Raw genomic sequence first — 23,040 nt, forward strand, 5'->3', positions numbered from 1 at the left:
GTTGACAAGTTCTCTCAAAAAAGTGCCTCCGAAGGGTCATCGGAGACTACAGGGCAGCAACAAGAAGCTGCATAACCAACCGGTGGGTTACCACCTTAAACTTGACCTTTTTTTGTCTGCTCAATGGGGTCCACTTCACAAGAACACCATCACCTGAAGATCTGGAGAAAATCAGGAAACTCGAAGAACAGCTCTCCATAGACCAGCTCCTCGAAGACCTTCCAGCCATCTTCGAGGAATCGGAAAAAGGATTCGAACGCATCAGCACCATTATCAGCAGCATGAGAAACTTCTCGTTCCGTCATGCCATTGATCAGCGGGTACCATTCGACATCAACAAAGGTATACGCGACACACTCATCATAGCACGCAACGAATACCGTTACCATGCTGAAATCGAAACCGATCTCCGAGAGCTGCCTCACGTACCCTGCAACCCCGAACAGATCAACCAGGTATTCCTGAACCTCATCATCAACAGCGCCCACGCCATAGCATCGCAAAAACGAGCCGAAAAAGGAAAGATCACTATCTCGACGACATGCAGCGACAACATCGTCACCTGCACCATCGCCGACGATGGTCCCGGCATTCCGTCCGAAACCAGGAGGCGAATCTTCGAACCATTCTTTACCACAAAAGAACCGGGAAAAGGCACCGGGCTTGGCCTGAGCATATCATACGACATCATAACCCACAAGCACGGAGGAAAATTTTTCGTTTCCTGCCCTCCCTCCGGAGGTTCGGCATTTACCCTCACCCTGCCCCTGAATGCACGAAAAGCATAAACTGAACAATGAAAAACCAAGAAGAACTGACCATACTCTTTGTTGACGACGAACCGGACATCCTCAGCTCCCTGAAACGGTTTCTCAAGAGGGAACCATACAGGAAACTCCTTGCAGAAAACGGACCAGCAGCACTTGGCATAATGAATGAAACTCCTGTCGATATTATCGTATCCGATCTTCGCATGCCAGGTATGAGCGGACTCGAGCTCATCAGCGAAATCAAGCGGAGGAACCCCGACACCATCCGCATGATGCTCAGCGGGTCACAGGACATCGAACAGATCATCGAAGCCATTAACACCGGTGAAGTCTTTCGCTTCATACCAAAACCCGTAGAACCTGGCTCGTTCAAAAACATAATCAACGACGCCATAGACTACTACAGGCTCAAAACAGAACGCGAAGAGCTTTTCAATGAACTATCGATAAAAAACGGTCAGCTTACCGAAGCCAACCAGACACTGCAAAAACTCGCTGCAAACCTTAAAAGGAGTGAAGAACAGTTCCGTTCAATGAACGACGCCGCACACGACGCAGTCTTCATGCTCGATGAAAATGGCATAATCATCTACCGCAACACCGCAGCAGAAAAAATGTTCAGATATCCCAGAACCACACACTCCCTCCAGCGCTTCAGCGAGCTCATCCCGGTTCATCCTGAGGAAATAGATCTGCATGCCCCATGCGGCACGCTTCAAGGCGACAATAACCGGGTACTCGAAACCGAAGGTATCAGCAGAGACGGCGCGAAGCTACCCCTGGAAATTTCGAAAGGCTGCGTACACCTTGAAAACGGGCCGCACAGCGTCATCATCGCACGCGATATCACCACCCGCATTGAAGAACAAAAAAGTCGTCAGCATTACGAAAACATGCAAAAAGAGCTGGAATCGGAAATCGAAAAAAAGCTGCTCCAAAGCAACGTGCCACACACGCTCCAAGGTGCTGAAATAAGTCGCCTGATGCAGCCGTCAGGCCATCTCGACGGAGACTTTACTGAATTCATTGTTTACAACCCCCATCATGCCGATCTCCTCATCGGAGACGTCATGGGGCACGGCATACAATCCGCGCTGGTCGCAGCAGGACTTAAATCGCTCTTCCTCAAAACTCTCGCACAACGCCAATGCGACATCGAGGAATTTCCGTCACTGCAGCAGATCCTCACCCAGGTCCATCGGCGCTGCATCCATGAACTGATCGAACTCGGCACTTTCGCCACCATCCTCTGCATGCGCCTCGATCTCATGAAACAGCAATGCCGCATGATCGACTGCGGACACAATCCGCTCATCCATCTGCAATACCGCACCGGACAGAGCATCCTCCGCAAAGGCAGCAACCTTCCCATAGGCATGATGGAACAGGAAGAGTACAGCGAAGACACTTTCCCTGTCGAAAACGGTGACCTCCTGGTTCTCTACTCAGACGGCATCACCGAAAGCCGTTCGCCCGAAGGAGAAATGTTCGGCATCGAACGACTCTCATCGATCATAGAAAAACACTCCGAGCTCCCTGTATGCAGAATCATAGACATAATCAGGCAGGAACTGACCGCCTTCTGCCTCTCTGAAAGCTTCGAAGACGACGTCACCTGCATCATCATCAGCATCCGGGAAAACCACTTGCAGAAAGCGCCATAACCGTAAAAAACCACCCCCATACGAAAATGCCCCTGACGATACTCATCATCGGAAACCAGACCGAGCCCATTCTGCCCGAACCTCTTGGCCAGGAAGAAAACCATCTCAGGGTGATCTATGCTCCCACACCCTTGGAAGCGGAACGGCGGATAAAACAAACTCCTCCACACCTCGTGCTGGCCGTCTTCGACAGTGAAAGCACGGCTGCAGGCCTGTCAGTCAGACGCATGCTTGAAAACCACCCTTCAGCGAAAATCATGATCTTCCCCGCCTGGCAGGAACTGCTCCACTCATTCCAGGCATTCAGAACACTCACCGCAGCACAAATCAAAAACCTGCTGATCACCCCGCCACAACAAGCCGGCCCCCTGAAACCAGGGCCACCCATCGAACAATTCCATTACGATGGGCTTATCGGCAAAAGCAGGGAAATTCACAAGCTCAAAGAGATTATCCTTAAAATCGCCCCCACCATTACCACTGTCCTTTTGCAGGGAGAAAGCGGCACAGGCAAAGAGGTCATTGCCCGGGCCATCCACGCCCACAGCCTCCGAAACAGCAGCATATTCATGCCGGTTGACTGCGCAGCAATCAACGAAAGCGTCATCGAAAGCGAACTCTTCGGGCACACCAAAGGCGCCTTCACCGGCGCCGACCGCAGCACCCTCGGGCTCATCCGCTCATCCGACGGAGGCACGCTCTTCCTCGACGAAATAGCGGAATTGCCCCTCACACTTCAGGCAAAACTCCTCAGGACCCTCCAGGAACGCACCGTAAAACCGGTAGGCTCGCCTACCCTCTACCCTGTCGATATCAGAATCATAGCCGCCACAAACTGCAATCTCGCCGAGGCCGTAAAAAGAGGCGACTTCCGCCAGGATCTCTACTACAGACTCAATGCCGTTACCATGTATGCCCCACCTCTGCGTGAACGGCTCAGTGACATCCCCCAGCTCTGCAACCACTTCACCCGTAAATTCGCCGACGAAGGCTACCCCGAAAAAACGCTCTCAACATCGGCACTCAGTGCACTCTGTAAATATGACTGGCCAGGAAATATAAGGGAACTCGAAAATATCATCAGGAGCGCCCTGACCTTTTCGATAGGCGCTACCATAGAGCCCGAGGACCTCTATATTGCTTTCCAGCCCGACTCAGATACCCAGGCCGCCGTACAACCATCAAGTATGGCATACCACGAAAAAGAAGCCATCTGCAAAGCCCTTAACCAGACAACCGGCAACCGCAGAGCCGCAGCAAACCTCCTCGGCATCAGCGAAGCAACCCTTTACCGGCGCATAAAACTCTACAGCATATAGCTCAACCGTAAGCTTGATCGCTTGTTGGCATGGTAACTGCTGTAAGTTTTTCACCCACGGCAAACATTTAGCCTTCTCTCTCGCTGAGAGACTGCCGAAAACGAATCTCGCAACATGACAGGCATCAACTTGCGTAATACAAAGTACGGATCCGCTAAAGGCACACCCGAAAAGCTCCCGAAAAAACGACTCACTGCTGGCACTGTTCTTGCGGTAAGAATATCAAAAAGAAACCCCCAATGTTTCATACGGCAGGCATAGCGCTCAAGCACTCTCTGGGCTCCGTTGGCATGACGAGAGCTGTCATCCTCGGCAGGAAAGAACAAGTCAGCGACATCTGCAGGTTGCTCGAAAACACCTACAGCCAGGTTACCCTTGCAGAGATGGCGCACGAACTCGAAAAAACAGGGCCTGGTAAGGAACCATTCGGGCTTGCTGTCATGACTGACAGCTTTTCCGAACAACTGAGCATCGGGTTGCTCGACCGAGTCAGGCAAAAATTCTCCCCCGAAAACATGATCTGCCTCATACGGAATATTGAAGAGGAAAACGAAAAAAAACTCCGTTCGGCAGGACTCATCTTCCTCGGCAGCTACGGAACATTTTTCGCCCATGCCGACAACATCATCAACCACACCCTGATCAACGGCGGCAAGAAGGCTATTAAACCGGTAATCGGGATCCCAAGAAATCCGAAAATAACCCTGAGAGAAGGAAAAAAAACAGACAGAAACAACAGGAAACGTCAGTTCTTCAACATCTACCCGGCAACATCCCTGCCCATAATGCGGGCAATCGGATTTGCGGCAACACTTGCCGCCACCCTTTTTCTCTACAACATTTTGAAATGAACGCGAAACAGAAGTAAGCAGCAACACCTGAACCGCCATGGAACTCGACCCGACCGTACGCAAGGAACTCATCCGCCAGATCAGCGGCACAATCAAACCATCCCTCCGCATCAGGAGCCGAATGAAGGTCACAGCCTGGGAAGCCACGGTGAATCTCTCCTATCTCATGAAACGGCTGCTCGACATCACCATCTCCACAGCCGCCATCATCGCACTCTCACCGCTCTTCCTCCTCACGGCACTGGCAATCCGCATCGAAGACCCCGGCCCGGTATTTTATACCCAGATACGAGTCGGGCAAAACGGACGGCACTTCAGGTTCTACAAATTCCGCTCGATGATCATGAGCGCCGATAAAATCAAGGCACAACTTGCCGCACAGAACGAATCGAGGGCAGGTGTCATCTTCAAAATGAAAAATGACCCTCGTATAACGCGCACCGGCAGAATCATACGTAAATTCAGCATCGATGAACTGCCACAACTTATCAACGTACTCAACGGAGACATGAGCCTCGTCGGGCCCAGACCTCCACTCCCCAGCGAAGTTTCGGAATACACCCTCGAACAGCGCAAACGGCTGCACGTCATCCCCGGAATCACCTGTCTCTGGCAGGTCAGCGGCAGAAGTGACATCCCTTTCACCGACCAGGTAAGGCTCGACCTCGAATACATAAAAAGTGCAGGTCTCCTGAACGACATCCGCCTGCTCTTGAAAACCATCCCTGCGGTGCTCACCGGCAGAGGCGCCTACTAAAAAAGGAGAACAACCATGGCATTCAGGCTCGACACACTAAACGGCATAACCGTCGGCATCGCCGAGCTCAACGGACGGCTCGTAGCGGAAAACAGCACCATCCTCCAGAAAACCTGTAGCGACTGGCAACAAAAGACCCCTTTTCTCGTCTTCGATTGCTCGAATCTCGACTTCATCGACAGCAGTGGCCTCGGCACCATCGTCGGCTGCTTGCGCAAAGCACTCGAAAAAAACGGAGACATCAAGCTGGCTGGCCTCAACGCCAAAGTCGCCATGGTATTCGAACTCACGAAAGCAAAAAAGCTGTTTTCGATCTTTTCCAACGCCGGCGAAGCAGCCGCCTCGTTTGCAGCATCCCCTGTCTCCTCAAAGACACAATGAAAACACTGATAGCCATAAAGGAACAGTACCATACATGGGTACACGAAGCATTCCCGGCCATGCACCCGTTGCTCCTGCCGCTCTGCAACAAACCGTTCATCGAATACCTCATCGATTTCGCCATCCTTGCAGGAAGCCGTGAAGTCCGTCTGCTCAGCGACGGGCAACTCACTGAAGTAGAAGAGCACTGCGGTACCGGCAGCCGATGGGGCATTGAGCTCTCCTATGCGAACCTGCATCCCGCAGACGATCAGCAGCAACTGCTCGACAAAAACCGGAAATTCTGCGGCGGCGGCAGAACCATGATCCTCACAGGCTACAACTTTATCAGCTACAACAAGCAAAAAAGTTACCTCGATCTTGCAACCATTGCAACCGACACCCCTATAGCCTCATGCCCCGGGGGAACCATCACCCTCAAAGGCCCACCCGAATCGGGCGCAAGTGAAAAATCCCCTCTCGCACCGTTTTCGATCACACCGCTCGACAGCGTGCAAAGCTATTTCCGTATCTCCATGGAAACCCTTCAAACCGGCTCCTCCCGGTACGTGCTCCCCGGTTATGGCAGTGAACCCGACTGCTCGATCGGCAAAAATGTGATCATCTCCAAAACCGCACAAATCCGCAAACCTGTCAGCATCGGCGACAACGTCCAGATCCTCCCGAAAACGATCATAGGCCCTTCGGCCATCATTGGAAGCAATGTCGTCATCGACAACGGCTGCTCGGTTTCCGGCAGCATCATCATCGACAATACCTACATCGGCGAAAACCTTGAAATCGACATGCGCATCGCAGCAGGAAACACGCTCATCGACCCGACAAGCGGAGTTTCATTAACAATGGAAGACCCCCACCTGCTCGTCGGCATAAAAACCTGGGCGACAACCGCAATCCTGAAACGTAAAACTATCCATGCCCTCGCAGCGACAATACTGCTTGTCCTGCAGTTCATCCCCTTCATCCTGCTCTTTCCCCTGCTCAAACTGCAGGGAAAATGGAAAGATGACCCATACATGCAGGAAACCGGACTGGCAGGAGCCCTCGCTGTGGCAATCTCACTCGACCGGTTCCCACTCCTCCTGAAGGTCATTACCGGAAAGCTCGACATCATCGGCAGCTCGTCACGAAGCACATGCGCTGGAAAGCACTCTTATCCCGATTCCGGTCCACTGAGCAGACTTGCGGTATTCAGCTACGCCGAAGCCGAAGATTGGCCGGTCAACGGCAGCGACGCTGCTATCGTCGAACGCTTTCATGCTGTGCACAGCACACCCATCAAGGACATCGGCATGACCATCAAGGCTCTCATCAACAGACTCACGAAAGGAAGGTAGCATGACCATAACCGAAACATCAGACGGCAGCATTACAATCGTCGCGCTCTGTGGCACCATCGATTCATCAACAGCACCTGAATTACACAAAAGCCCGGCAATTGCCGACACCTTACGCTCCGTCGTTATTGACCTCGAAAAAGTTGACTTTCTCGACAGCAGCGGACTCGGCGCCCTGGTCGGCACCCTGCGACTTAAACAGGAAGCTAAGGCCGCCGTTCTGCTCTCCTGCATGAACCCTCGTGTCCGGAAAGTTTTCGATATCACAGGTACCGTAAAACTTTTCCACATCTTCGACGACACGTCCGCAGCAGTCGAATACGCAGCAACACACAACGAAGGCTAATGAAAAGCGTCATCACCCTCGCCCTGCCCTGCGACATCCGCTTCACCCGGCTTGCCTCGCAAATGGCCGCCAATACCGCAAGCCTGTTGGCCAGCACCTGCAATGCAGACACCGGAAACTGGGAATTCTCCCACGCCTTCGAACTCGCCATCAGCGAAGCCTTCTCCAACGCAGTTTTCTATTCGACAGAGAAAACCGCCTCCCAGAAAGTCACCATCACCTTCACTCTGGAACAACACAGGCTCATGGCCACCATACGCGACACCAATGAACCCTTCAGCATAGAAACACCCGAACCAAGCATAGAAAACTACCCCGAACGAGGGTACGGACTCATGCTCATTCGCACCGTCATGGACACGGTCAGCTACATCAGGGAAAACGGTGAAAACATCATTACCATGTCAAAACAGCTCTGAGCCAATGGTCACCATCGTCATCGTCAGCTACAACACCAGGGAAATCCTGCAGAACTGCCTCGAAGCCCTCTACAACGGAAGCGGCGGCATAGACATGGAAGTCTTCGTCGTCGACAACGATTCCCGCGACAACTCGGCTCAGATGGTCCGCAAAACATTTCCACAGGTACGACTCATTGCCAACAACGCAAACCTCGGCTTCGCTGCAGCCAACAACCAGGCCTTCATGCTGGCAAGAGGCCGCTATATCATCCTGCTCAACCCCGATGCATATGTCGGCCCCTCGTCCATCCCGAACGCCGTAAAGTTTATGGATCAGAAACCCCAATGCGGGCTTTGCGGAGGAAAAATCATTTCACCCGAAGGAAAGCTCGAACCCTCTGCGCGACGCTTCCCCTCCCCGCTCTCCAAACTTCTCACCATCACGGGCCTCAGCGTCCGATTCCCTGACTCTCCGATACTCAACAGGCACGAATTCGGAGGATTCGCGCACGACCGCCCGCTCGAAGTCGACTGGGTGCCCGGCACCTTCACCATCATCCGCAAAAAAATGCTTGAAGAGATTGGAGAGTTCGACGAACGCTTCTTCATCTATTATGAAGAGACCGACCTCTGCCTCCGCGCGAAAAAAGCCGGATGGAGCATCTTCTTCATCCCCGACGCAGAAGTCATGCACATCGGCGGAGCATGCAGCAAAACAAGAAAAGACAAAACCTTCGACACCGGAGCCTCGCAGGTACTCTCCTTCAGGATGCGTAGCGAATGGCTCTACTACCGCAAAAACCACGGTCTCATGCAACTCGTCGCAAGCTCCGGTGTGGAACTCGGCTGGTCCGCCATCCGCTACACAAAAAACCTGATTCTGCCCTCTCCAGGAGCACACGAAAAAAAGGCAGCTGCATCCGCCACAATCAGCCAGATCATGCGCTCCCTCAGAGACACGAAATTCGGAACCCTCTCGCCGAAAACTCCCTGGTAATACACTATGAAACCGTTCAGAAACATACGCGATGACCTCGCAGTATATCAGGGAGATTGGGGCTGCCAGGGATTCTGGGCCATGGTGGTCTACCGCTTTGGACGCTGGCGATACACTATCCCCAACAGCATGCTGCGCAAACCCTTCTCAATGCTCTACAGGCTGCTATACAAGGTTGTACAGGTGCTCACAGGCATCGAGCTCCCCTGCGAAGTACCCCTCGGCAGGAACTTCCGCATCGACCACTTCGGCGGCATCATCATCAGCGGCTACGCCAGCTTCGGAGACAACTGCATCATCCGCAACGGCGTCACTATCGGCCTCAAGAACGTCGAAGAAAAAGCCGCTCCGAAAATAGGAAATAACGTCAACATCGGAGCCGGAGCAAAAGTGCTCGGCGACATCACCATCGGCGACAACGTAGACATCGGCGCCAACGCTGTCGTCATTACCTCCGTGCCCGACAACTCCATCGCTGTTGGCATCCCCGCCCGGATCATACAAAAAAACAATCGGTAGCAGCCTCTGGAACGGGAACCCAGGACTCTATCAACCTGAGAGAACAATCGTCATAAACTCGCTGATTGACAGCCGGAGAACAACCGACCAAAAAACATAAACCCCTATAAATAAACAACTTGTCAAAACCCAACGTTCAGGCGCGATTTTTGCTATAAATCAGGGCGTGAAACACCCCGAAACCTCGCGTACACCATACACTATGCAGTACAGCAGCACCACATCCCACACTGCCCTGTCTACGCGCATCGTCAATACCCTGGCGATCTTCTGCGCGGCCGTGCATCTGATACTACTCGCCGCATGCAGCAGCATATCTCCTCGTGAAACGACCAAATCCTCCACACAAAACAGCTTCAAAACTGAAGCCCCCAAAACTGTCCAGGAATTCGCTACACCCGAAAAAATTGCTGCCGTCACACCCTATGAACACTACACCTACCGGGTAGGTCCTGGCGATGTCCTTAGCATACAGGTATGGAAACGCCCCGAACTCTCCCTGGATGGCATCATCGTCTCGCCGGACGGGTTCATTCCTGTACCAAGAATCGGAACCCTGAACGTACTCAACCGCACACCCGAAGAGGTACAACGACAGGTAACCGCAAAGCTCGAATATTTTTATATCAAGCCCGAAGTCACAATACGGGTACTACAATTCCACAATAACAAGGCATTCGTGCTCGGCAGGGTCAGCAAACCCGGAGTAGTGAACTTCCCCGGCAAAGGATCCCTGCTCGAAGCACTCGCACTTGCCGGAGGCATCCCCGACCAGCGCGAAGAAAACTCGCTCACAAAATGCGCCATCATCCGCGGCAACGACACCATCATCTGGATTGACCTGCAGGATCTGCTCCGCAACGGCAACATGGCGCTCAACGCACCGGTCAGGAACAACGATATCATCTATATACCCGAATCGTCCGATGAACTTGTATATGTACTCGGTGAAGTGGTAAAGCCAGGTGCCATACAGCTTAAAAGTGGCATGAACGTGATGAAAGCCGTCATGCTGGCAGGGGGAATGAATAAATCCGCAAATCCCGAAAAAATATTCGTCATCAGGCAGCAGAACAGTAAGGGAGAAGTCATCAGGGTCGACCTGAAAAACCTGCTGGAACAGGGTAACTTCTCGGCTAATTACGTCCTCCAGCCAGAAGACATCGTATTTGTAAGCCCAAGCGGCATGGCAAAATTCAATTACGCTCTTGAAAAGCTGCTCCCATCTCTGCAGATGCTCAACCTCGGCACTACAAACCTCGAAACATTCGGAGTCATGCAGGAACTGCGAAAAAAACTCTGGGGGCAGGAAGGCTTCGTCAACAGCAGCAACAACGAATAAACACCATGAAAACCTGTCGTCATCGAAACCCTGCTGCAGCGAAACCCGCTTCAGCAAAAGGAGTAAAAGCTGTATGCTGCAACCACAGCTGAGCATCATCCCCTCCGTACCGGTCTGGAAAAAAGGTAGCGAACTCCTTTTCGACCGCAAATTCTACGATGGAGTCATCCACTACTGCCATGCATGGCCAGGCCCGGTCAGATGCATCATGACAGAAGGGCCCGTGCAGCTGCCCGATTTCGGTATCGTGCGCATGAAGCCCGGCATGCTACCCTTCAGCTGCACCTTGATTGCATCAGGTACAGAAATCGGTAAAGCCCACCTCGCCGGCTCGAGCATCGTGCTTGCATCGGGTGATGCATACAACCAGCTCCATATTGCCGGAGTGTGCAGAAAATTGGGCATACCATGTGTTTATGTCATAGAATATATCCCTGAAACACGCTACCAGATTGCAGCACTCACAACCAGAAACCCCCTGAAACTCCTGCGCCATTTTCTCTTCATCTGGAATCAGGAACAGAAACGCAAACAGGCCTTCATCACAGCCGACGCACTCCAGTCCAACGGAACGCCAGCATACGAACACTATCACCAGGCAACAAACCGGCTCCTCTATTTCGACACGCGAGTCTCTAAAGAAGATCTAATCACCACCGATGCACTTGAACAAAGACTCGAAAAACTCAACGAAGGAAAACCCTTACGCCTTGCATTCTCCGGTCGGCTGATCTCCATGAAGGGAGCGGACCACCTCGTCAGGCTTGCCCTCATACTCAAACAGAGCGGCATGGCCTTCCTGCTCACCATCTACGGAAAAGGAGAGCTCGAAGGATGGATGAATGCGTTCATAGCAAAGCACCATCTCGGCAACCACATCAGAATGCCGGGCGCCCTCGACTTCCGCAAGGAACTCCTGCCCGAGATCAGCCGGAACACCGATCTCTTCGTCTGCCTGCACCGTCAGAGCGATCCCTCATGCACATACCTTGAAACGCTCTCCTGCGGCGTGCCGATCGTCGGTTACGCAAACAGGGCGTTCAGTGGCCTGCTTGCCTCCGGCGATATCGGGTGGTCGGCGCCTACAGGCGACCTCAACGGCATCAGGGACCTCATCATCGAACTCGACAAGCAAAGAATAATAATTGCCCAAAAAGCCCGGAACAGCATCCTGTTTGCCAAGGAACACGATTTCGAATCCACGTTTGCAAAAAGAACCGAACACCTGCTCTCCATGGTATCCAGCAAGCCAATACAAGAAATGCAGCCATGAAACGAAACGAAACCGCAAACATCGTCTTTGCAACTGACCGTAACTATATCCAGCACCTCTGTGCAGCGCTGATCTCCCTCCTTGCCAACAACAGGGAACTCTCTCTTACCATAACCATCATCAGCAGCGGCATAACAGCCCGGCAGCGACGCATCATCGAGACCATAGCAAAACCGTTCGACTGCAGCATCAGCCATATCACCATATCCGATCAGCTCTTTATCGAACTGGCCACAGAACACTCCATGTACCCCAAAGGGATCTACTATCGGCTGCTCATTCCCGATCTCATCGATGCAGGGAAACTCCTTTACCTCGACTGCGACATCATCGTCAACGGATCAATCAGGGAACTTTACTACCAAGACCTTGGCGACACATACGTCTGCGCCATCGAAGATCCAGGTTTCAACCGACAAGAACAGCTTGGCATGCACAAGGACGCGAAATACTTCAACTCCGGCATGATGCTCATCAACCTTGCGAAATGGAAAGAAACCTCACTGCATAAACAGGTGATCGATTTCATAGAAAAAAACCCCGAAGCGGTATGGTTCCCGGATCAATGCGGTCTGAATGCCATCATCAACGGCAGGTGGAAAAAAACACCATTGAAGTTCAACCAGCAGTCGTCAATCTTCAGCGATAACTTCGAACAGCAATTCGACTGCTTCGACACAGACGAACTCCGTGAAGCGAAAAACAACCCGGTCATCATCCATTACACCGGAGGGTCGAAACCCTGGCATAGCAAAAACAGGCATCCCTATAAACACCTCTACTGGCATTACCTCAGGATGACGCCTTACAGGTTTGCTATCTACGAGGACCTTCGCCCTGTCAACATCCTGAAAGCAATGGTACCGACAGAGATGAAAATGGCGATTAAACAACAACTCAAAAACCTGACCCACAACTGAGCAAGCAGTAACGGAAAAGATGATCATGACAAACCTGAAAGAAAACGCACATAAGAAACTGGCTACAAATGCCCTCTCAGGCATGGTGGCCAACGTCATCTACATGGTCAGCCGTTTTCTGCTTACCCCCTTTACACTGCACTACCTCTCGCTGGCGGAATTCGGGCTATGGGCACTCTGCTTCATCATCCTCTCCTACGCCGGCATGGGCGGGTTCGGCGTCAACAGTACCTACATCCGCTACTCGGCACGCTACCTTGCCGAAGGCAAGGAAAACGATATCAGCAAGCTGCTCTCCACCGGCGTTGCCTACATGTTCGCATTCAGCTTGCTTTTCATGCTTGCACTCTACCTCGGCATGCCCTTGATTATCGACAGATTTCACATCGCACAGGATCAGCAGGAAATGGCCGTCACGCTCTTCCTCGGTACGGCAGCAGTAACAAGCCTTGAACTCACTCTCGGTGGCTTCCGCTTCATCATCAACGGCATGCATGAATTCTCGAAAGAAAAAACCGTATCGATCATTGGCGGCCTGCTTGAAGTCGGAGCGATCATCCTGCTGCTGATGCTCGGAACCGGCATCAAGGGGCTGCTCTATGCCTTTTCCTTCAAGGTCATCATTGAAACCATCGCCTGCTGGACGATCGCCCGCAGGCTGCTCCCCTCCCTGCAGGTATCAACAAAGCTCATTAGCGGCGAACACTTCAAACTCTTCATAGGATTCGGCGGCAAAGTACAGCTCCTCGGCATCTTCAGCATCTTTCTTACTGTCGTTGACAGAATGTTCATTACGGCAATTGCAGGGCTCACCGCCGGAGGCATGTTCGAAATCGCCCGGAAACTGCCATCGACCGCAGGTAGCATCTCATCCTCGGTCTTTGGCCCGTTTCTGTCAACAGCAGCGCATCATGAAGGCAGCTGGGACAGCGGAAAAACTCACTCTACCCGGGAACGTCTGTCAAATTACATTATTATCATCCTATCTGCAGCTGCGACAGCACTTCTCCCCCTCTCCTTTCTGCCAGCCTCACCCTTGGCTATCCCCCCGCTTGTAGGCCTGTGGATTACACCGGCAGCAGCGCTGGTTGCCCTGCTGCTGCTCATCTTGCTCAACAGGAACCTCCGGGAGACAAGTAGGCTGGAGAGCGTCGAGCTCAAGGAACTCTACCTGAACGGCATCCGATTCACCAACATCATCAACTCGCTGCTCTTCACCTTTCTTGTAGCCATGGCGCACCCGCTCATCCATGCCTGGGTCGGCAAAGAGTACGCACACGCGGCAGAGATCATGATCTTCCTTTCCACAGCCTATGCCATACAGCTCTGCACCGGGCCAATCACCATGATATTCAGAGGCATCGACCGCAATGGCAGGGAATTAGAATACATGCTGGTCCAACTCATCCTCATGGTGGTCTGGATCCCTGCAGGAACCAGAAATTGGGGACTAACCGGATCTGCCGCTGCCATCACCTGCAGCTCGGCAATCAGTACGCTGTTTTTCATCTGGCGAAGCAACGCCACGCTCAAAGTGCAACCGCGAGAGTTCATAAATCGCACCATTGCACCTCTGGCCATACCCATACTCCCCGCAGCAGCGGTCAGTGCAGTAGCCATAACCTTTGAACAGATAAGCCGGCTCCAGTCGATCCTGCTCGTTCTTGCTTGCGGAACCAGCTACGTTCTGGCCTGTTCAGTACTCTTCTGGACGTTCGTCCTCAATGACGGGGAAAAACAGAGAGCAAAGGAAATACTGCCATTCACAAGGAGAGGCTCATTATGAATGAACAGGCTCCCAGGGAAGCGCTCCCATTCGGAAAGCCTCTGAAATCTCTCGACCTGCAAGGCTTTCTTCGCCGATACGGACTCTTCGTTATCGTTATCGGATCATTCCTCTTTACCCTCTCCGTACCGGTCGTGCTGCTCCTGAGCAAGCCGAACTACGAAGCAGGTGCACTCATGAGAATCGATCCGGTTATCCCGTCACTCATCACCAAATCCGAAGACCCGTCGATTATCAACTACTACCAGGACTACGCCAACACGCAGGCCCGGCGCATGAAAGACCACGATGTTCTGAAAAAAACCGTCGAACGGCTCACGCCCGACCAGAAAGCCGCGATACTGCCAAAAGCCCTGCCATCGGAGATCTGTGCGAACATCCTCAACGCAATCATCCATGTCAAGACCGTCCCCGGAACACACTTGCTTGAAATCACAGCCTCAAGCCCTCGCAAGGAGGGTCTTGCACCGCTGATCAACAATTTCATGCAGGTATTTCTTGAAAAAATCAGGAAAGACAATGAAATGAAGGACAGTGAACGACTGACCTTCCTGCAGCAGAAAAAACAAGCCCTGACGACCGATATCGGCACCATCGAAGAAAAGCTCAACATCCTCACCAAGGAGATCTCCACCGCCGATTATTCCGAAAACTTCAACCTTGCCAACCTCAGTACCATAGAACTGCAGAAGCAGTACATCAACGCATTCACGGCACGCCTGACAGCTGAACATCACCTCGAAGAAGTTGAAAAAAGCGGAAAAGACCTCTCAAAACTCTCGCTTGACCCGATGATCGAAGAGATGGTCATGGGCGACCCCTCGCTTGATGTAACCAGCTCATGGACCTATCAGCAGCAGCAGCAGCTCAGGAGCACAACGGATGGCCTTACGCCAAATAACCCCGACCGGATTTACGTTGAACAGCGAATGAAGGCCATGCAGGAATACGAAAAAAAACTGCTCAACGACGTCCGTAAAACCGCAAAAACCATTCTCTACGGCAAACGCGACTATGAACTCAAAAAAGATCTCATAGCGGCAACAAACCAGTCGGAACATGCTAAAAAACAGGAAACCGTTATTCACAGTGAACTCGACAGCCTGAAAAAAGAATCGGTTCGCATTTCACTTGGGCTCCATCTCGGCGAAGCTCTGGAAGCAGAGCTCAAACACAAGCGCACCCTGCTCGAACAGATCGATACCCGTATCAACGAACTCGAAATCGAAGGCAAAGCGCCATTACGGTTATCGATAGAATCACGTGCCCGCGAGCCAGAAGTTCCAATAGGTTCGAACACGCAAAAACTTCTGATAATGTTCTTTGCCGCCTCATTCGGCAGCGTGACCCTGCTCTTTCTCGGCATCGAATTTTTCGACAACCGCATCCGCCGTCCTGAAGAGATCAAGCTGGCGCTCGGCTACCCGCCGTTACCCACCATCGTAAAAGCAGCCGCAGGCATTCCACCACATCGGATGGCAACCGATGCCCCCGGCGACCTCGCTGCACTAACCATCAGCAGCATCGCCGTACACTTCATCAAGGAACAGAACAGGAACAACGTAAAAATCATCATCTTTTCCGGTGTTGACGAAGGAGTCGGAACCACAACAATAGCCCTCAATTGCGCACAGGCACTTGCAAGAATGAAACCGAACATTCTTTTTATAGACGCTAACATCGGAAACTCGTCGCTGCATACACTTGACAGAATGCCGGCTCCCAACGAAGGTCTTGCAGGTTTCCTCGACTCGTCATCGCCCCTCTGTGATTACACGCTCTCAGCAGGCAGCCACATGCCCGATCTTCTCTACGCAGGAAGCACGCGCGAAGCTTCTGCCCTGCAATACCGCTTCGGCGAACTGATAGAACAGGCAAAAGCCGCATACGATGTTATCTGTATCGACTGCCCGCCGGCGCTCGAAAGCAGCATAACGACACACATTGCCCTGCATAGCGATCTGGTCTGCCTCATCTGCCTTGGCAACAGCACCCGGTACAGAACCCTGCGACAAGCCGCCGAATCACTTGTCAAACTCGAAATACCGGCTATTGCCATCATCATGAACGAGGGAGGCATCCGCAAAAGCATGAATATCGACCGGCTGCTCGAATCAAAACCCGGTATCATCAGCAAAATCAATACCGGAAGCATCGAAAAATTCCTGCGGAACCTGCCGCCTCCGAACCAGCTGCTCGCCATCCTCAGAGAAAAGATACAGCCAATCATCACCGCCATCAGGAAAACGGCGACACGGCATCGGAAAAAGAAAAAGGATCCATCATAACAGGAACGACATGAAACACCTGCCTGTACTGTTCGGCTACCATGCCTCGAACATAGGAAACAGCCACATCCCCCTGTCGCTCTGCCGGTTCTGGAACGAATCAGGACGACCTGCTACACTCACCGTACCCGGTGCAGACCCGGCATTCAGCTATCCATGGCTGAACCCGGTAACATCAGGATTCACAAGAACAGCGCTCTACAAACTCACCAACCCCGGGCAGTCACGGGCAATAACCGAAGCGATTTTTTTCAGACGCGAAGCATCATCATCCCCGGTCTATCTCTGGGCAGGCCTCTCACTCGACATCTTCCGGCATTTCCGGGAAAAAGGTGCAAGCATTATCATCGAACGGATCAACTGCCACCGCGCAACCTCCCGCAACATTCTGAAACAGGCCGCGGAAACATGGGGCATACCGACACCCGAACCATTCCCCCAAAAGGAAATCGACGACGAAAACCACAAGCTTGACATCGCCGATGCCATTTTCTGTCCAAGCCCAATGGTAAAAGCATCCATGCTTGAGAACAACATCCCGGAAAGCAAACTGCTCCCGAGCAGTTACGGATGGGCTCCTGAACGATTTCCCTCCATCTCGCCCGATAAAAAGGAAAACCCGAAACCGGTATTCCTCTTTGCCGGAACGATCTGTATGCGCAAAGGCATACCCCTGCTCCTCGAAGCATGGAACCGTGCCGCGCTCGACGCCGAACTGGTACTTTGCGGCAAAATCGATGAACCCATGCGTCAGCTTGTCGAACAACAGCTGGCTACCGGAACGGTGCGTCACATAGCCTACACCCGCAACATCGGCCAGATCTTCAGCATGGCCGATGCATTCGTCTTCCCCAGCCTCGAAGAAGGCGGCCCCATGGTCACCTACGAAGCAATGGCACACGGCATCCCTCCAATCGTAACCGCAATGGGAGCCGGAGCGATAGCTGAAAACGGCAAAAACGGCATTGTCCTGCCCGATCTCGATCCAGACTCCTGGGCAGCTGCATTGACCGATATGGCAACAAACCCTGAAAAACGCAACCTGCTTGGCGCGGCAGCACAACAGCGAGCCATGGACTTTACCTGGCAGAACGTCGCCATGCAACGGGCGCTTCTGCTCGAAAAACGCTATCCGCAACTCTGGAACCAGACACACGAACAAGCATGATATCGGCAACGGAACCCGACTGGAACAGGGAAAACATCGTTCCCGGCCGCTATGAACCGGCAAAATACCTGATGGCGGCAGTCAGAAGCTATCAGCATGCCGCAAAACGAGGTGGCATCATCGGCAAACTCGCAAAACCGTTCCATGTCATGCGCCACCGCTTCTGGAGTGCCGTCAGCGGCGCCGACATCCCTGTCAACTCCCGAATCGGAGGCGGGCTGCTCATGCCCCACCCCAACGGCATTGTCGTACACCCCGACGCAGAAATCGGCCCGAACTGCCTCATCTTCCAGCAGGTAACCATAGGTACCGGAGGCCCGAAAGCCGGTACGCCCCGGATTGGAGGCCATGTCGATATCGGTGCCGGAGCAAAAATCCTCGGAGGCGTCACCATAGGATCGCATGCCCGCATCGGCGCCAACGCCGTTGTAATCGACGACATACCTGAAAACGCAACGGCGGCCGGCATACCGGCAAAAATCGTCAGCAAAGAGAAAACACCATGAGCGGAGCACAGGGAAACATCATGGTACCCATAGCCATGTTCGGCTGGATACCCTTCGTCATCCTGCTCTTCAAAAAATTTGAAGCCCGGTTGGCGGTTGTCATAGCCTTCGTTTCTGGCTGGATGTTCCTGCCCGTTGCATCATTCAAGTTCCCGGTTCTGCCCGACTATACCAAAACATCGGCAACCTGTGTCGGCATTCTTGCCGGAGCCTGGCTCTTCGACAAAGCAAGATTCTCATCCTTCACCTTCAACTCGCTCGACATCCCCATGGTACTCTGGTGCATCGCACCATTTTTTTCCTCGGTATTCAACGGACTCGGAGCATATGACGGCTTTTCGGCGGCCTTTGCCCAAAGCGTCACCTGGGGACTGCCCTACTACATCGCCCGAATCTATTTCTGCGATACCCGTTCGCTCTGGCTGCTTGCCATGGCCATCTTCATCGGAGCTATTGTCTATATCCCCTTCTGCTGGTTCGAACTGATCATGAGTCCGCAATTGCACCGCATCACCTACGGCTACCACCAGCATAACTTCCTCCAGACCATGCGGGACGGCGGCGGCTTCCGGCCCATGGTTTACATGGATCACGGCCTCATGACCTCAATGTGGATGGTGCTCGGGGTATTTCTCGGCACATGGCTGCTCATTATCAAGGAACTGCCGCCTAAAATTCTCCGGCTCCCCTCGCGCTACCTCCTCGGGTTACTATTCCTGACAACCCTCATGATGCAATCTATGGGAGCCATCACGCTGCTCCTCATCGGTCTTGCCGTCATGGTTATCTCAACACGCGGCAAATCGGCCATCCCCGTCATCATCCTGCTCAGCGTCCCGACCCTCTATGCCTATACCCGCTCGACCGGCATCTGGGACGGTCGGAACCTCTCCGGTTTTGTCGAAGAAAAATTCAGCGCAACACGGGCACAATCGCTCCAGTTTCGCTTCGACAACGAAGCTATCCTTATCGACAAAGCCATGCAGGGCACCTTTTTTGGCTGGGGTGGCTACGGACGATCGAGGGTACACAACGATAAAGGAAAAGACATCAGCGTCACCGACGGGCTCTGGATAATCGTACTCGGAACCAGCGGCATCTACGGCCTTGCCACACTCACCATTGCAGTCCAGCTGCCTGTACTGCTCTTTACCATGCGCATAAAGCCGGAAAGGTGGAAAGAAAAACGAATGGCAGCTCCGGCGGTCATGGCAATATACCTGAGCATCTACATGATCGACAACCTGCTCAATGCCATGATCAACCCTATCTACATGCTCTTCTGCGGAGGACTCACGAGCATGCTGATCCATCAGCCGGCATATGCGACAAACACACTGGATGAACACGACAGTTCAACCAGTCACCATCTCTATCCGGAACCGCTTTCCGCAACCCGGTACATTACGGCAACATGCCAGATACCATCACGATTCATCAGCTGAACAGCAAATACCGGAGAAAAGAAACAAGAAAGAAACACCATGAAGCAGAACCGGCACATCATCAAAACCGACTGGAACCAAGCTCCCAGGCTCATCAGCTACTGGGCGCTATCGCTCCTTGTCCTCGCTGCCGGAAGTCTCATGCCCTTCACTCCCGGAGGTCTCGGAATCCTCTTCATCGATCCCATCATCCATATCGCACTCTACGCCATACTCTCATTCGTTCCTATGGTGCTGCTCGACAACCGCAAAGCAGCCTTCCTTGTCTCCTCGGCTATCATGCCTCTCGGCTACCTGCTCGAAACTCTTCACATGATAGTAAGCGACAACGGCTTCAACGCCCTCTACGCCCTCTTCAACAACATCGGCGTACTCCTCGGTATGGCAACCGGGTTCATCATGCGCCTGAAGCACCACTACAACGAACAATACGAAGAAAGCAGCAAGACAAACATCTCTCAATCGGAGAGAACACCATGAAACAATCCTCTCCGCATGCGAGACAACACGGCAACGCCAGAGAAACAGAGCCCGACCGGAACAGGCGCTTCCGCGGCATCGCGACACTGGCACCGCATTTGCATGAACAGAACAGGATAACTCCGCTGCACGGGTCCCGCACCCATGCACCCTGCAGCACAAAAACACCCTAACCCCATGCAACAGGCACTCCAAAACCACAAGCCCGTCAGCGGACCTTCCGCAGTGGACTGCGTCATCATAGGGGTCAACAGCGAAAAAACCCTCGAGCGATGCATCCGCTCCATCCTTGAAGGCAGCTATCCGGCTGACCTGATCCGCATCTTCTATGCAGACGGAGGCTCCACTGACAGAAGCACCACCATAGCCCGACAGTTCACCGGCGTCACCGTACTTGAGCTCAACCCCGAATACCCGACCCCCGGACTCGGCAGGAACGCCGGCTGGAAAGCCGGCAGCGCCCCATTCGTGCAATTCCTCGACTCCGACACGATCATGGACCCATCCTGGCTTGCCCTCTCTGCAAAAACCATGCATGAAAACCCGGAACTCGGCGCCGTACGCGGTTACCGGCGCGAAATGCACCCCGAACGCTCCTTCTACAACTGGCTCGGCGACCTCGAATGGAACGACCGGCCAGGTTTGTGCCAAAGCTTCGGAGGAGACGTGCTCATCCGGCGCAAAGCGCTCGAAGAAACCGGCGGTTACGACGAAAACCTCGTCGGCGGCGAAGACCCGGAACTCGGCTGGCGCATCAGCCGGGCTGGCTGGAAAATCCTCATGCTCGACGCCCTCATGACCCGCCACGACCTCGCCATGCTTAAAGCATCGCAATACCTGCGACGCGCCTATCGCTCCGGATACGGATTCGCTGCCGTGCAAACCCGGATCGCCCCGACAGGCGACAGTTTCTGGAAAGCCGAACAGCGGCGTATCACCACCAAAGGCGGAGGATTCATTGCCGGTGTTGCCGGTGCATTGCTCATCCCTTTACTGCAGCATAATCTCCGGGGAACAATTCTCTCGCTGCTCAGCCTCGCCGGCGGCTTGTTCCTGCTCTTCAAACCGCGCATAACAAAAGTCGGCCAATTCATGCGCGAACAACAGCTGAACCGCACCGATGCGAAAAAATACGCATGGCACTGCTCGCTCGTGGTGCTGCCACAACTGTTCGGCATCATCCGCTACCACGCAGGACAGTTAACCGGGAACCCCCTCAGAAACAGACGCAATACCCTTAAGACGGGACTATCAACCACAAAAGCATGAACAGCCAATCCATAGCATACCTCTGCAGCGAATACCCGGCCATCTCCCACACCTTCATCTACAGGGAAATCCAGTCGCTCCGCCAGAACGGGTTCACAGTGCACACCGCCTCGATCCGCAGACCCGAAAAGGTAGACATCATGACCCCTGACGAACAGAAAGAGGCGCAAAATACCCTTATGGTACTGAGCCAGCCGGTATCGGCCATCATCCGCGCACACCTCGGCTGTCTCCTGAAAAACCCCGCCGGCTACCTGAAAATGGCTGCCACCGCTTTCCGCCTCACGGTATCCGGACCCAAAGACCCGGTACGGGCAGCCGCCTACTTCGTCGAAGCAGGCATCCTCATCCCCTGGATTCAGCATAACGGCATCACGCACATTCACGAGCACTTTGCCAACCCCACGGCAATCGTCGCCATGCTCATAAAACGCTACGGAGCCATCACCTACAGTATCTCCGTGCACGGCCCCGACATTTTCTACACTGTCGACACCGCCATGCTCCAGGAAAAAATCAGGGAAGCATCGTTCGTCCGCTGCATCAGCCACTACTGCCGCAGTCAGGTCATGCGTCTTGCCGATCCGGTCATCTGGAACCGCTTTCACATCGTACGCTGCGGCATCGACCCGGAACTTTACTCCCCGCGCCCGGATCCCGACAACGTCATTCCCCGGCTGCTCTGCGTCGGCCGACTCGTACCCGCCAAAGGCCAGCACATCCTGCTTGAAGCCTGCGCCATCCTCAAGCGCGAAGGCACGCCGTTCCGGCTCACCTTCACCGGCGACGGCCCCGACCGGACTTCGCTCGAAGAGCATACGCGAACCCACGGCATCCGGGATCTCGTCACCTTCACCGGTGCACTCGGACAGGATAAGGTCCGCCTGCAGTACGACCAGGCCGACATCTTCGTGCTCGCAAGCTTTGCTGAAGGCGTACCGGTCGTGCTCATGGAAGCCATGGCCAAGGAAATACCGGTGGTCTCGACACGCATCACCGGCATCCCCGAACTCATTGACCACGAACACGACGGGCTGCTCGCCATACCAGGCGATCCCGAAGACCTCGCCCGGCAGCTTACAGCTCTCCTTGCCAATTCCGCACTGCGTAGGGAGTACGGCAAGGCAGGCAGGCTAAAGGTGATCGAACGGTACAACCAACACCAGAACAACTCACAGCTTGGCGACCACTTCCGGAACCAGCATAAACAACCCTGAGCAT

General features: G+C 53.4%; 22 protein-coding genes. All 22 read left to right on the forward strand.

What is annotated here, in order from left to right; all coding sequences use genetic code 11:
• Positions 1-101 precede the first annotated feature (101 nt).
• The 22 genes from K9G39_RS05635 to K9G39_RS05740 all read left to right on the forward strand — a co-directional run bounded on the left by K9G39_RS05635 (position 102) and on the right by K9G39_RS05740 (position 23,036).
• On the forward strand, positions 102-788 hold the full coding sequence (locus tag K9G39_RS05635; protein ID WP_292003958.1) for an ATP-binding protein: 687 nt from the start codon (positions 102-104) through the stop codon (positions 786-788).
• Positions 789-796: 8 nt separating this feature from the next.
• On the forward strand, positions 797-2,434 hold the full coding sequence (locus K9G39_RS05640) for a SpoIIE family protein phosphatase (protein ID WP_292003959.1): 1,638 nt from the start codon (positions 797-799) through the stop codon (positions 2,432-2,434).
• A 26-nt stretch (positions 2,435-2,460) separates the two neighbouring features.
• Complete coding sequence (locus tag K9G39_RS05645; RefSeq protein ID WP_292003960.1) at positions 2,461-3,753, forward strand: sigma-54 dependent transcriptional regulator; 1,293 nt, start codon at positions 2,461-2,463, stop codon at positions 3,751-3,753.
• Positions 3,754-3,992: 239 nt separating this feature from the next.
• On the forward strand, positions 3,993-4,604 hold the full coding sequence (locus tag K9G39_RS05650; protein WP_292003961.1) for a hypothetical protein: 612 nt from the start codon (positions 3,993-3,995) through the stop codon (positions 4,602-4,604).
• 37 nt (positions 4,605-4,641) lie between these two features.
• Entirely contained in the window at positions 4,642-5,361 is a 720-nt protein-coding gene (locus tag K9G39_RS05655; protein WP_292003962.1) for a sugar transferase, read from the forward strand.
• A gap of 15 nt (positions 5,362-5,376) precedes the next feature.
• Complete coding sequence (locus tag K9G39_RS05660) at positions 5,377-5,742, forward strand: STAS domain-containing protein (protein ID WP_292003963.1); 366 nt, start codon at positions 5,377-5,379, stop codon at positions 5,740-5,742.
• Positions 5,739-7,079, forward strand: a complete 1,341-nt coding sequence (locus K9G39_RS05665) for an NDP-sugar synthase (RefSeq protein WP_292003964.1) — start codon at positions 5,739-5,741, stop codon at positions 7,077-7,079. Before K9G39_RS05660 ends, K9G39_RS05665 begins: the two co-directional genes overlap by 4 nt.
• A gap of 1 nt (position 7,080) precedes the next feature.
• On the forward strand, positions 7,081-7,425 hold the full coding sequence (locus tag K9G39_RS05670) for an STAS domain-containing protein (protein WP_292003965.1): 345 nt from the start codon (positions 7,081-7,083) through the stop codon (positions 7,423-7,425).
• Positions 7,425-7,844 (forward strand): ATP-binding protein, encoded by a 420-nt coding sequence (locus K9G39_RS05675; RefSeq protein ID WP_292003966.1) that lies wholly within the window; start codon positions 7,425-7,427, stop codon positions 7,842-7,844. Before K9G39_RS05670 ends, K9G39_RS05675 begins: the two co-directional genes overlap by 1 nt.
• A gap of 4 nt (positions 7,845-7,848) precedes the next feature.
• Positions 7,849-8,823: a glycosyltransferase family 2 protein gene (locus tag K9G39_RS05680; RefSeq protein WP_292003967.1), complete on the forward strand. Its 975-nt coding sequence runs from the start codon at positions 7,849-7,851 to the stop codon at positions 8,821-8,823.
• 6 nt (positions 8,824-8,829) lie between these two features.
• Positions 8,830-9,342 carry a DapH/DapD/GlmU-related protein gene (locus K9G39_RS05685; RefSeq protein WP_292003968.1) on the forward strand — a complete coding sequence of 171 codons (513 nt, stop codon included), beginning with the start codon at positions 8,830-8,832 and terminating at the stop codon, positions 9,340-9,342.
• Between the two features lie 166 nt (positions 9,343-9,508).
• A complete protein-coding gene (locus tag K9G39_RS05690) occupies positions 9,509-10,684 on the forward strand; it encodes a polysaccharide biosynthesis/export family protein (RefSeq protein ID WP_292003969.1) in 1,176 nt (391 codons plus the stop codon).
• 73 nt (positions 10,685-10,757) lie between these two features.
• Positions 10,758-11,957, forward strand: coding sequence for a glycosyltransferase (locus K9G39_RS05695; RefSeq protein WP_292003970.1), 1,200 nt, complete (start codon positions 10,758-10,760; stop codon positions 11,955-11,957).
• The gene (locus K9G39_RS05700) at positions 11,954-12,877 is read left to right on the forward strand and encodes a glycosyltransferase family 8 protein (protein ID WP_292003971.1); all 924 of its coding nucleotides are present in this window, start codon (positions 11,954-11,956) and stop codon (positions 12,875-12,877) included. Before K9G39_RS05695 ends, K9G39_RS05700 begins: the two co-directional genes overlap by 4 nt.
• A gap of 25 nt (positions 12,878-12,902) precedes the next feature.
• Positions 12,903-14,663 carry a polysaccharide biosynthesis C-terminal domain-containing protein gene (locus K9G39_RS05705; protein ID WP_292003972.1) on the forward strand — a complete coding sequence of 587 codons (1,761 nt, stop codon included), beginning with the start codon at positions 12,903-12,905 and terminating at the stop codon, positions 14,661-14,663.
• Positions 14,660-16,951, forward strand: a complete 2,292-nt coding sequence (locus K9G39_RS05710; protein ID WP_292003973.1) for an AAA family ATPase — start codon at positions 14,660-14,662, stop codon at positions 16,949-16,951. Before K9G39_RS05705 ends, K9G39_RS05710 begins: the two co-directional genes overlap by 4 nt.
• A 10-nt stretch (positions 16,952-16,961) precedes the next feature.
• Entirely contained in the window at positions 16,962-18,119 is a 1,158-nt protein-coding gene (locus K9G39_RS05715) for a glycosyltransferase family 4 protein (protein ID WP_292003974.1), read from the forward strand.
• Positions 18,116-18,625: a serine acetyltransferase gene (locus tag K9G39_RS05720; RefSeq protein ID WP_292003975.1), complete on the forward strand. Its 510-nt coding sequence runs from the start codon at positions 18,116-18,118 to the stop codon at positions 18,623-18,625. Before K9G39_RS05715 ends, K9G39_RS05720 begins: the two co-directional genes overlap by 4 nt.
• The gene (locus tag K9G39_RS05725; protein ID WP_292003976.1) at positions 18,622-20,070 is read left to right on the forward strand and encodes a hypothetical protein; all 1,449 of its coding nucleotides are present in this window, start codon (positions 18,622-18,624) and stop codon (positions 20,068-20,070) included. Before K9G39_RS05720 ends, K9G39_RS05725 begins: the two co-directional genes overlap by 4 nt.
• 39 nt (positions 20,071-20,109) lie before the next feature.
• A complete protein-coding gene (locus K9G39_RS05730) occupies positions 20,110-20,550 on the forward strand; it encodes a hypothetical protein (RefSeq protein WP_292003977.1) in 441 nt (146 codons plus the stop codon).
• A gap of 177 nt (positions 20,551-20,727) precedes the next feature.
• Positions 20,728-21,819 (forward strand): glycosyltransferase, encoded by a 1,092-nt coding sequence (locus K9G39_RS05735; protein ID WP_292003978.1) that lies wholly within the window; start codon positions 20,728-20,730, stop codon positions 21,817-21,819.
• Positions 21,816-23,036, forward strand: coding sequence for a glycosyltransferase family 4 protein (locus K9G39_RS05740; RefSeq protein WP_292003979.1), 1,221 nt, complete (start codon positions 21,816-21,818; stop codon positions 23,034-23,036). The genes K9G39_RS05735 and K9G39_RS05740 overlap by 4 nt, the downstream gene beginning before the upstream one ends.
• Positions 23,037-23,040 lie beyond the last annotated feature (4 nt).

It is taken from the genome of Chlorobium sp., assembly GCF_021740465.1.
Lineage (GTDB): Bacteria > Bacteroidota > Chlorobiia > Chlorobiales > Chlorobiaceae > Chlorobium.

Bases quoted from the DNA above. Each gene is read 5' to 3' on its own strand.
- K9G39_RS05665 (WP_292003964.1), top strand. From the start codon at position 5,739: ATGAAAACACTGATAGCCATAAAGGAACAGTACCATACATGGGTACAC.
- K9G39_RS05705 (WP_292003972.1), top strand. From the start codon at position 12,903: ATGACAAACCTGAAAGAAAACGCACATAAGAAACTGGCTACAAATGCC.
- K9G39_RS05660 (WP_292003963.1), top strand. From the start codon at position 5,377: ATGGCATTCAGGCTCGACACACTAAACGGCATAACCGTCGGCATCGCC.
- K9G39_RS05735 (WP_292003978.1), top strand. From the start codon at position 20,728: ATGCAACAGGCACTCCAAAACCACAAGCCCGTCAGCGGACCTTCCGCA.
- K9G39_RS05675 (WP_292003966.1), top strand. From the start codon at position 7,425: ATGAAAAGCGTCATCACCCTCGCCCTGCCCTGCGACATCCGCTTCACC.
- K9G39_RS05700 (WP_292003971.1), top strand. From the start codon at position 11,954: ATGAAACGAAACGAAACCGCAAACATCGTCTTTGCAACTGACCGTAAC.
- K9G39_RS05720 (WP_292003975.1), top strand. From the start codon at position 18,116: ATGATATCGGCAACGGAACCCGACTGGAACAGGGAAAACATCGTTCCC.
- K9G39_RS05725 (WP_292003976.1), top strand. From the start codon at position 18,622: ATGAGCGGAGCACAGGGAAACATCATGGTACCCATAGCCATGTTCGGC.
- K9G39_RS05670 (WP_292003965.1), top strand. From the start codon at position 7,081: ATGACCATAACCGAAACATCAGACGGCAGCATTACAATCGTCGCGCTC.
- K9G39_RS05715 (WP_292003974.1), top strand. From the start codon at position 16,962: ATGAAACACCTGCCTGTACTGTTCGGCTACCATGCCTCGAACATAGGA.
- K9G39_RS05680 (WP_292003967.1), top strand. From the start codon at position 7,849: ATGGTCACCATCGTCATCGTCAGCTACAACACCAGGGAAATCCTGCAG.
- K9G39_RS05645 (WP_292003960.1), top strand. From the start codon at position 2,461: ATGCCCCTGACGATACTCATCATCGGAAACCAGACCGAGCCCATTCTG.
- K9G39_RS05640 (WP_292003959.1), top strand. From the start codon at position 797: ATGAAAAACCAAGAAGAACTGACCATACTCTTTGTTGACGACGAACCG.
- K9G39_RS05650 (WP_292003961.1), top strand. From the start codon at position 3,993: ATGTTTCATACGGCAGGCATAGCGCTCAAGCACTCTCTGGGCTCCGTT.
- K9G39_RS05730 (WP_292003977.1), top strand. From the start codon at position 20,110: ATGAAGCAGAACCGGCACATCATCAAAACCGACTGGAACCAAGCTCCC.
- K9G39_RS05685 (WP_292003968.1), top strand. From the start codon at position 8,830: ATGAAACCGTTCAGAAACATACGCGATGACCTCGCAGTATATCAGGGA.
- K9G39_RS05655 (WP_292003962.1), top strand. From the start codon at position 4,642: ATGGAACTCGACCCGACCGTACGCAAGGAACTCATCCGCCAGATCAGC.
- K9G39_RS05710 (WP_292003973.1), top strand. From the start codon at position 14,660: ATGAATGAACAGGCTCCCAGGGAAGCGCTCCCATTCGGAAAGCCTCTG.
- K9G39_RS05695 (WP_292003970.1), top strand. From the start codon at position 10,758: ATGCTGCAACCACAGCTGAGCATCATCCCCTCCGTACCGGTCTGGAAA.
- K9G39_RS05740 (WP_292003979.1), top strand. From the start codon at position 21,816: ATGAACAGCCAATCCATAGCATACCTCTGCAGCGAATACCCGGCCATC.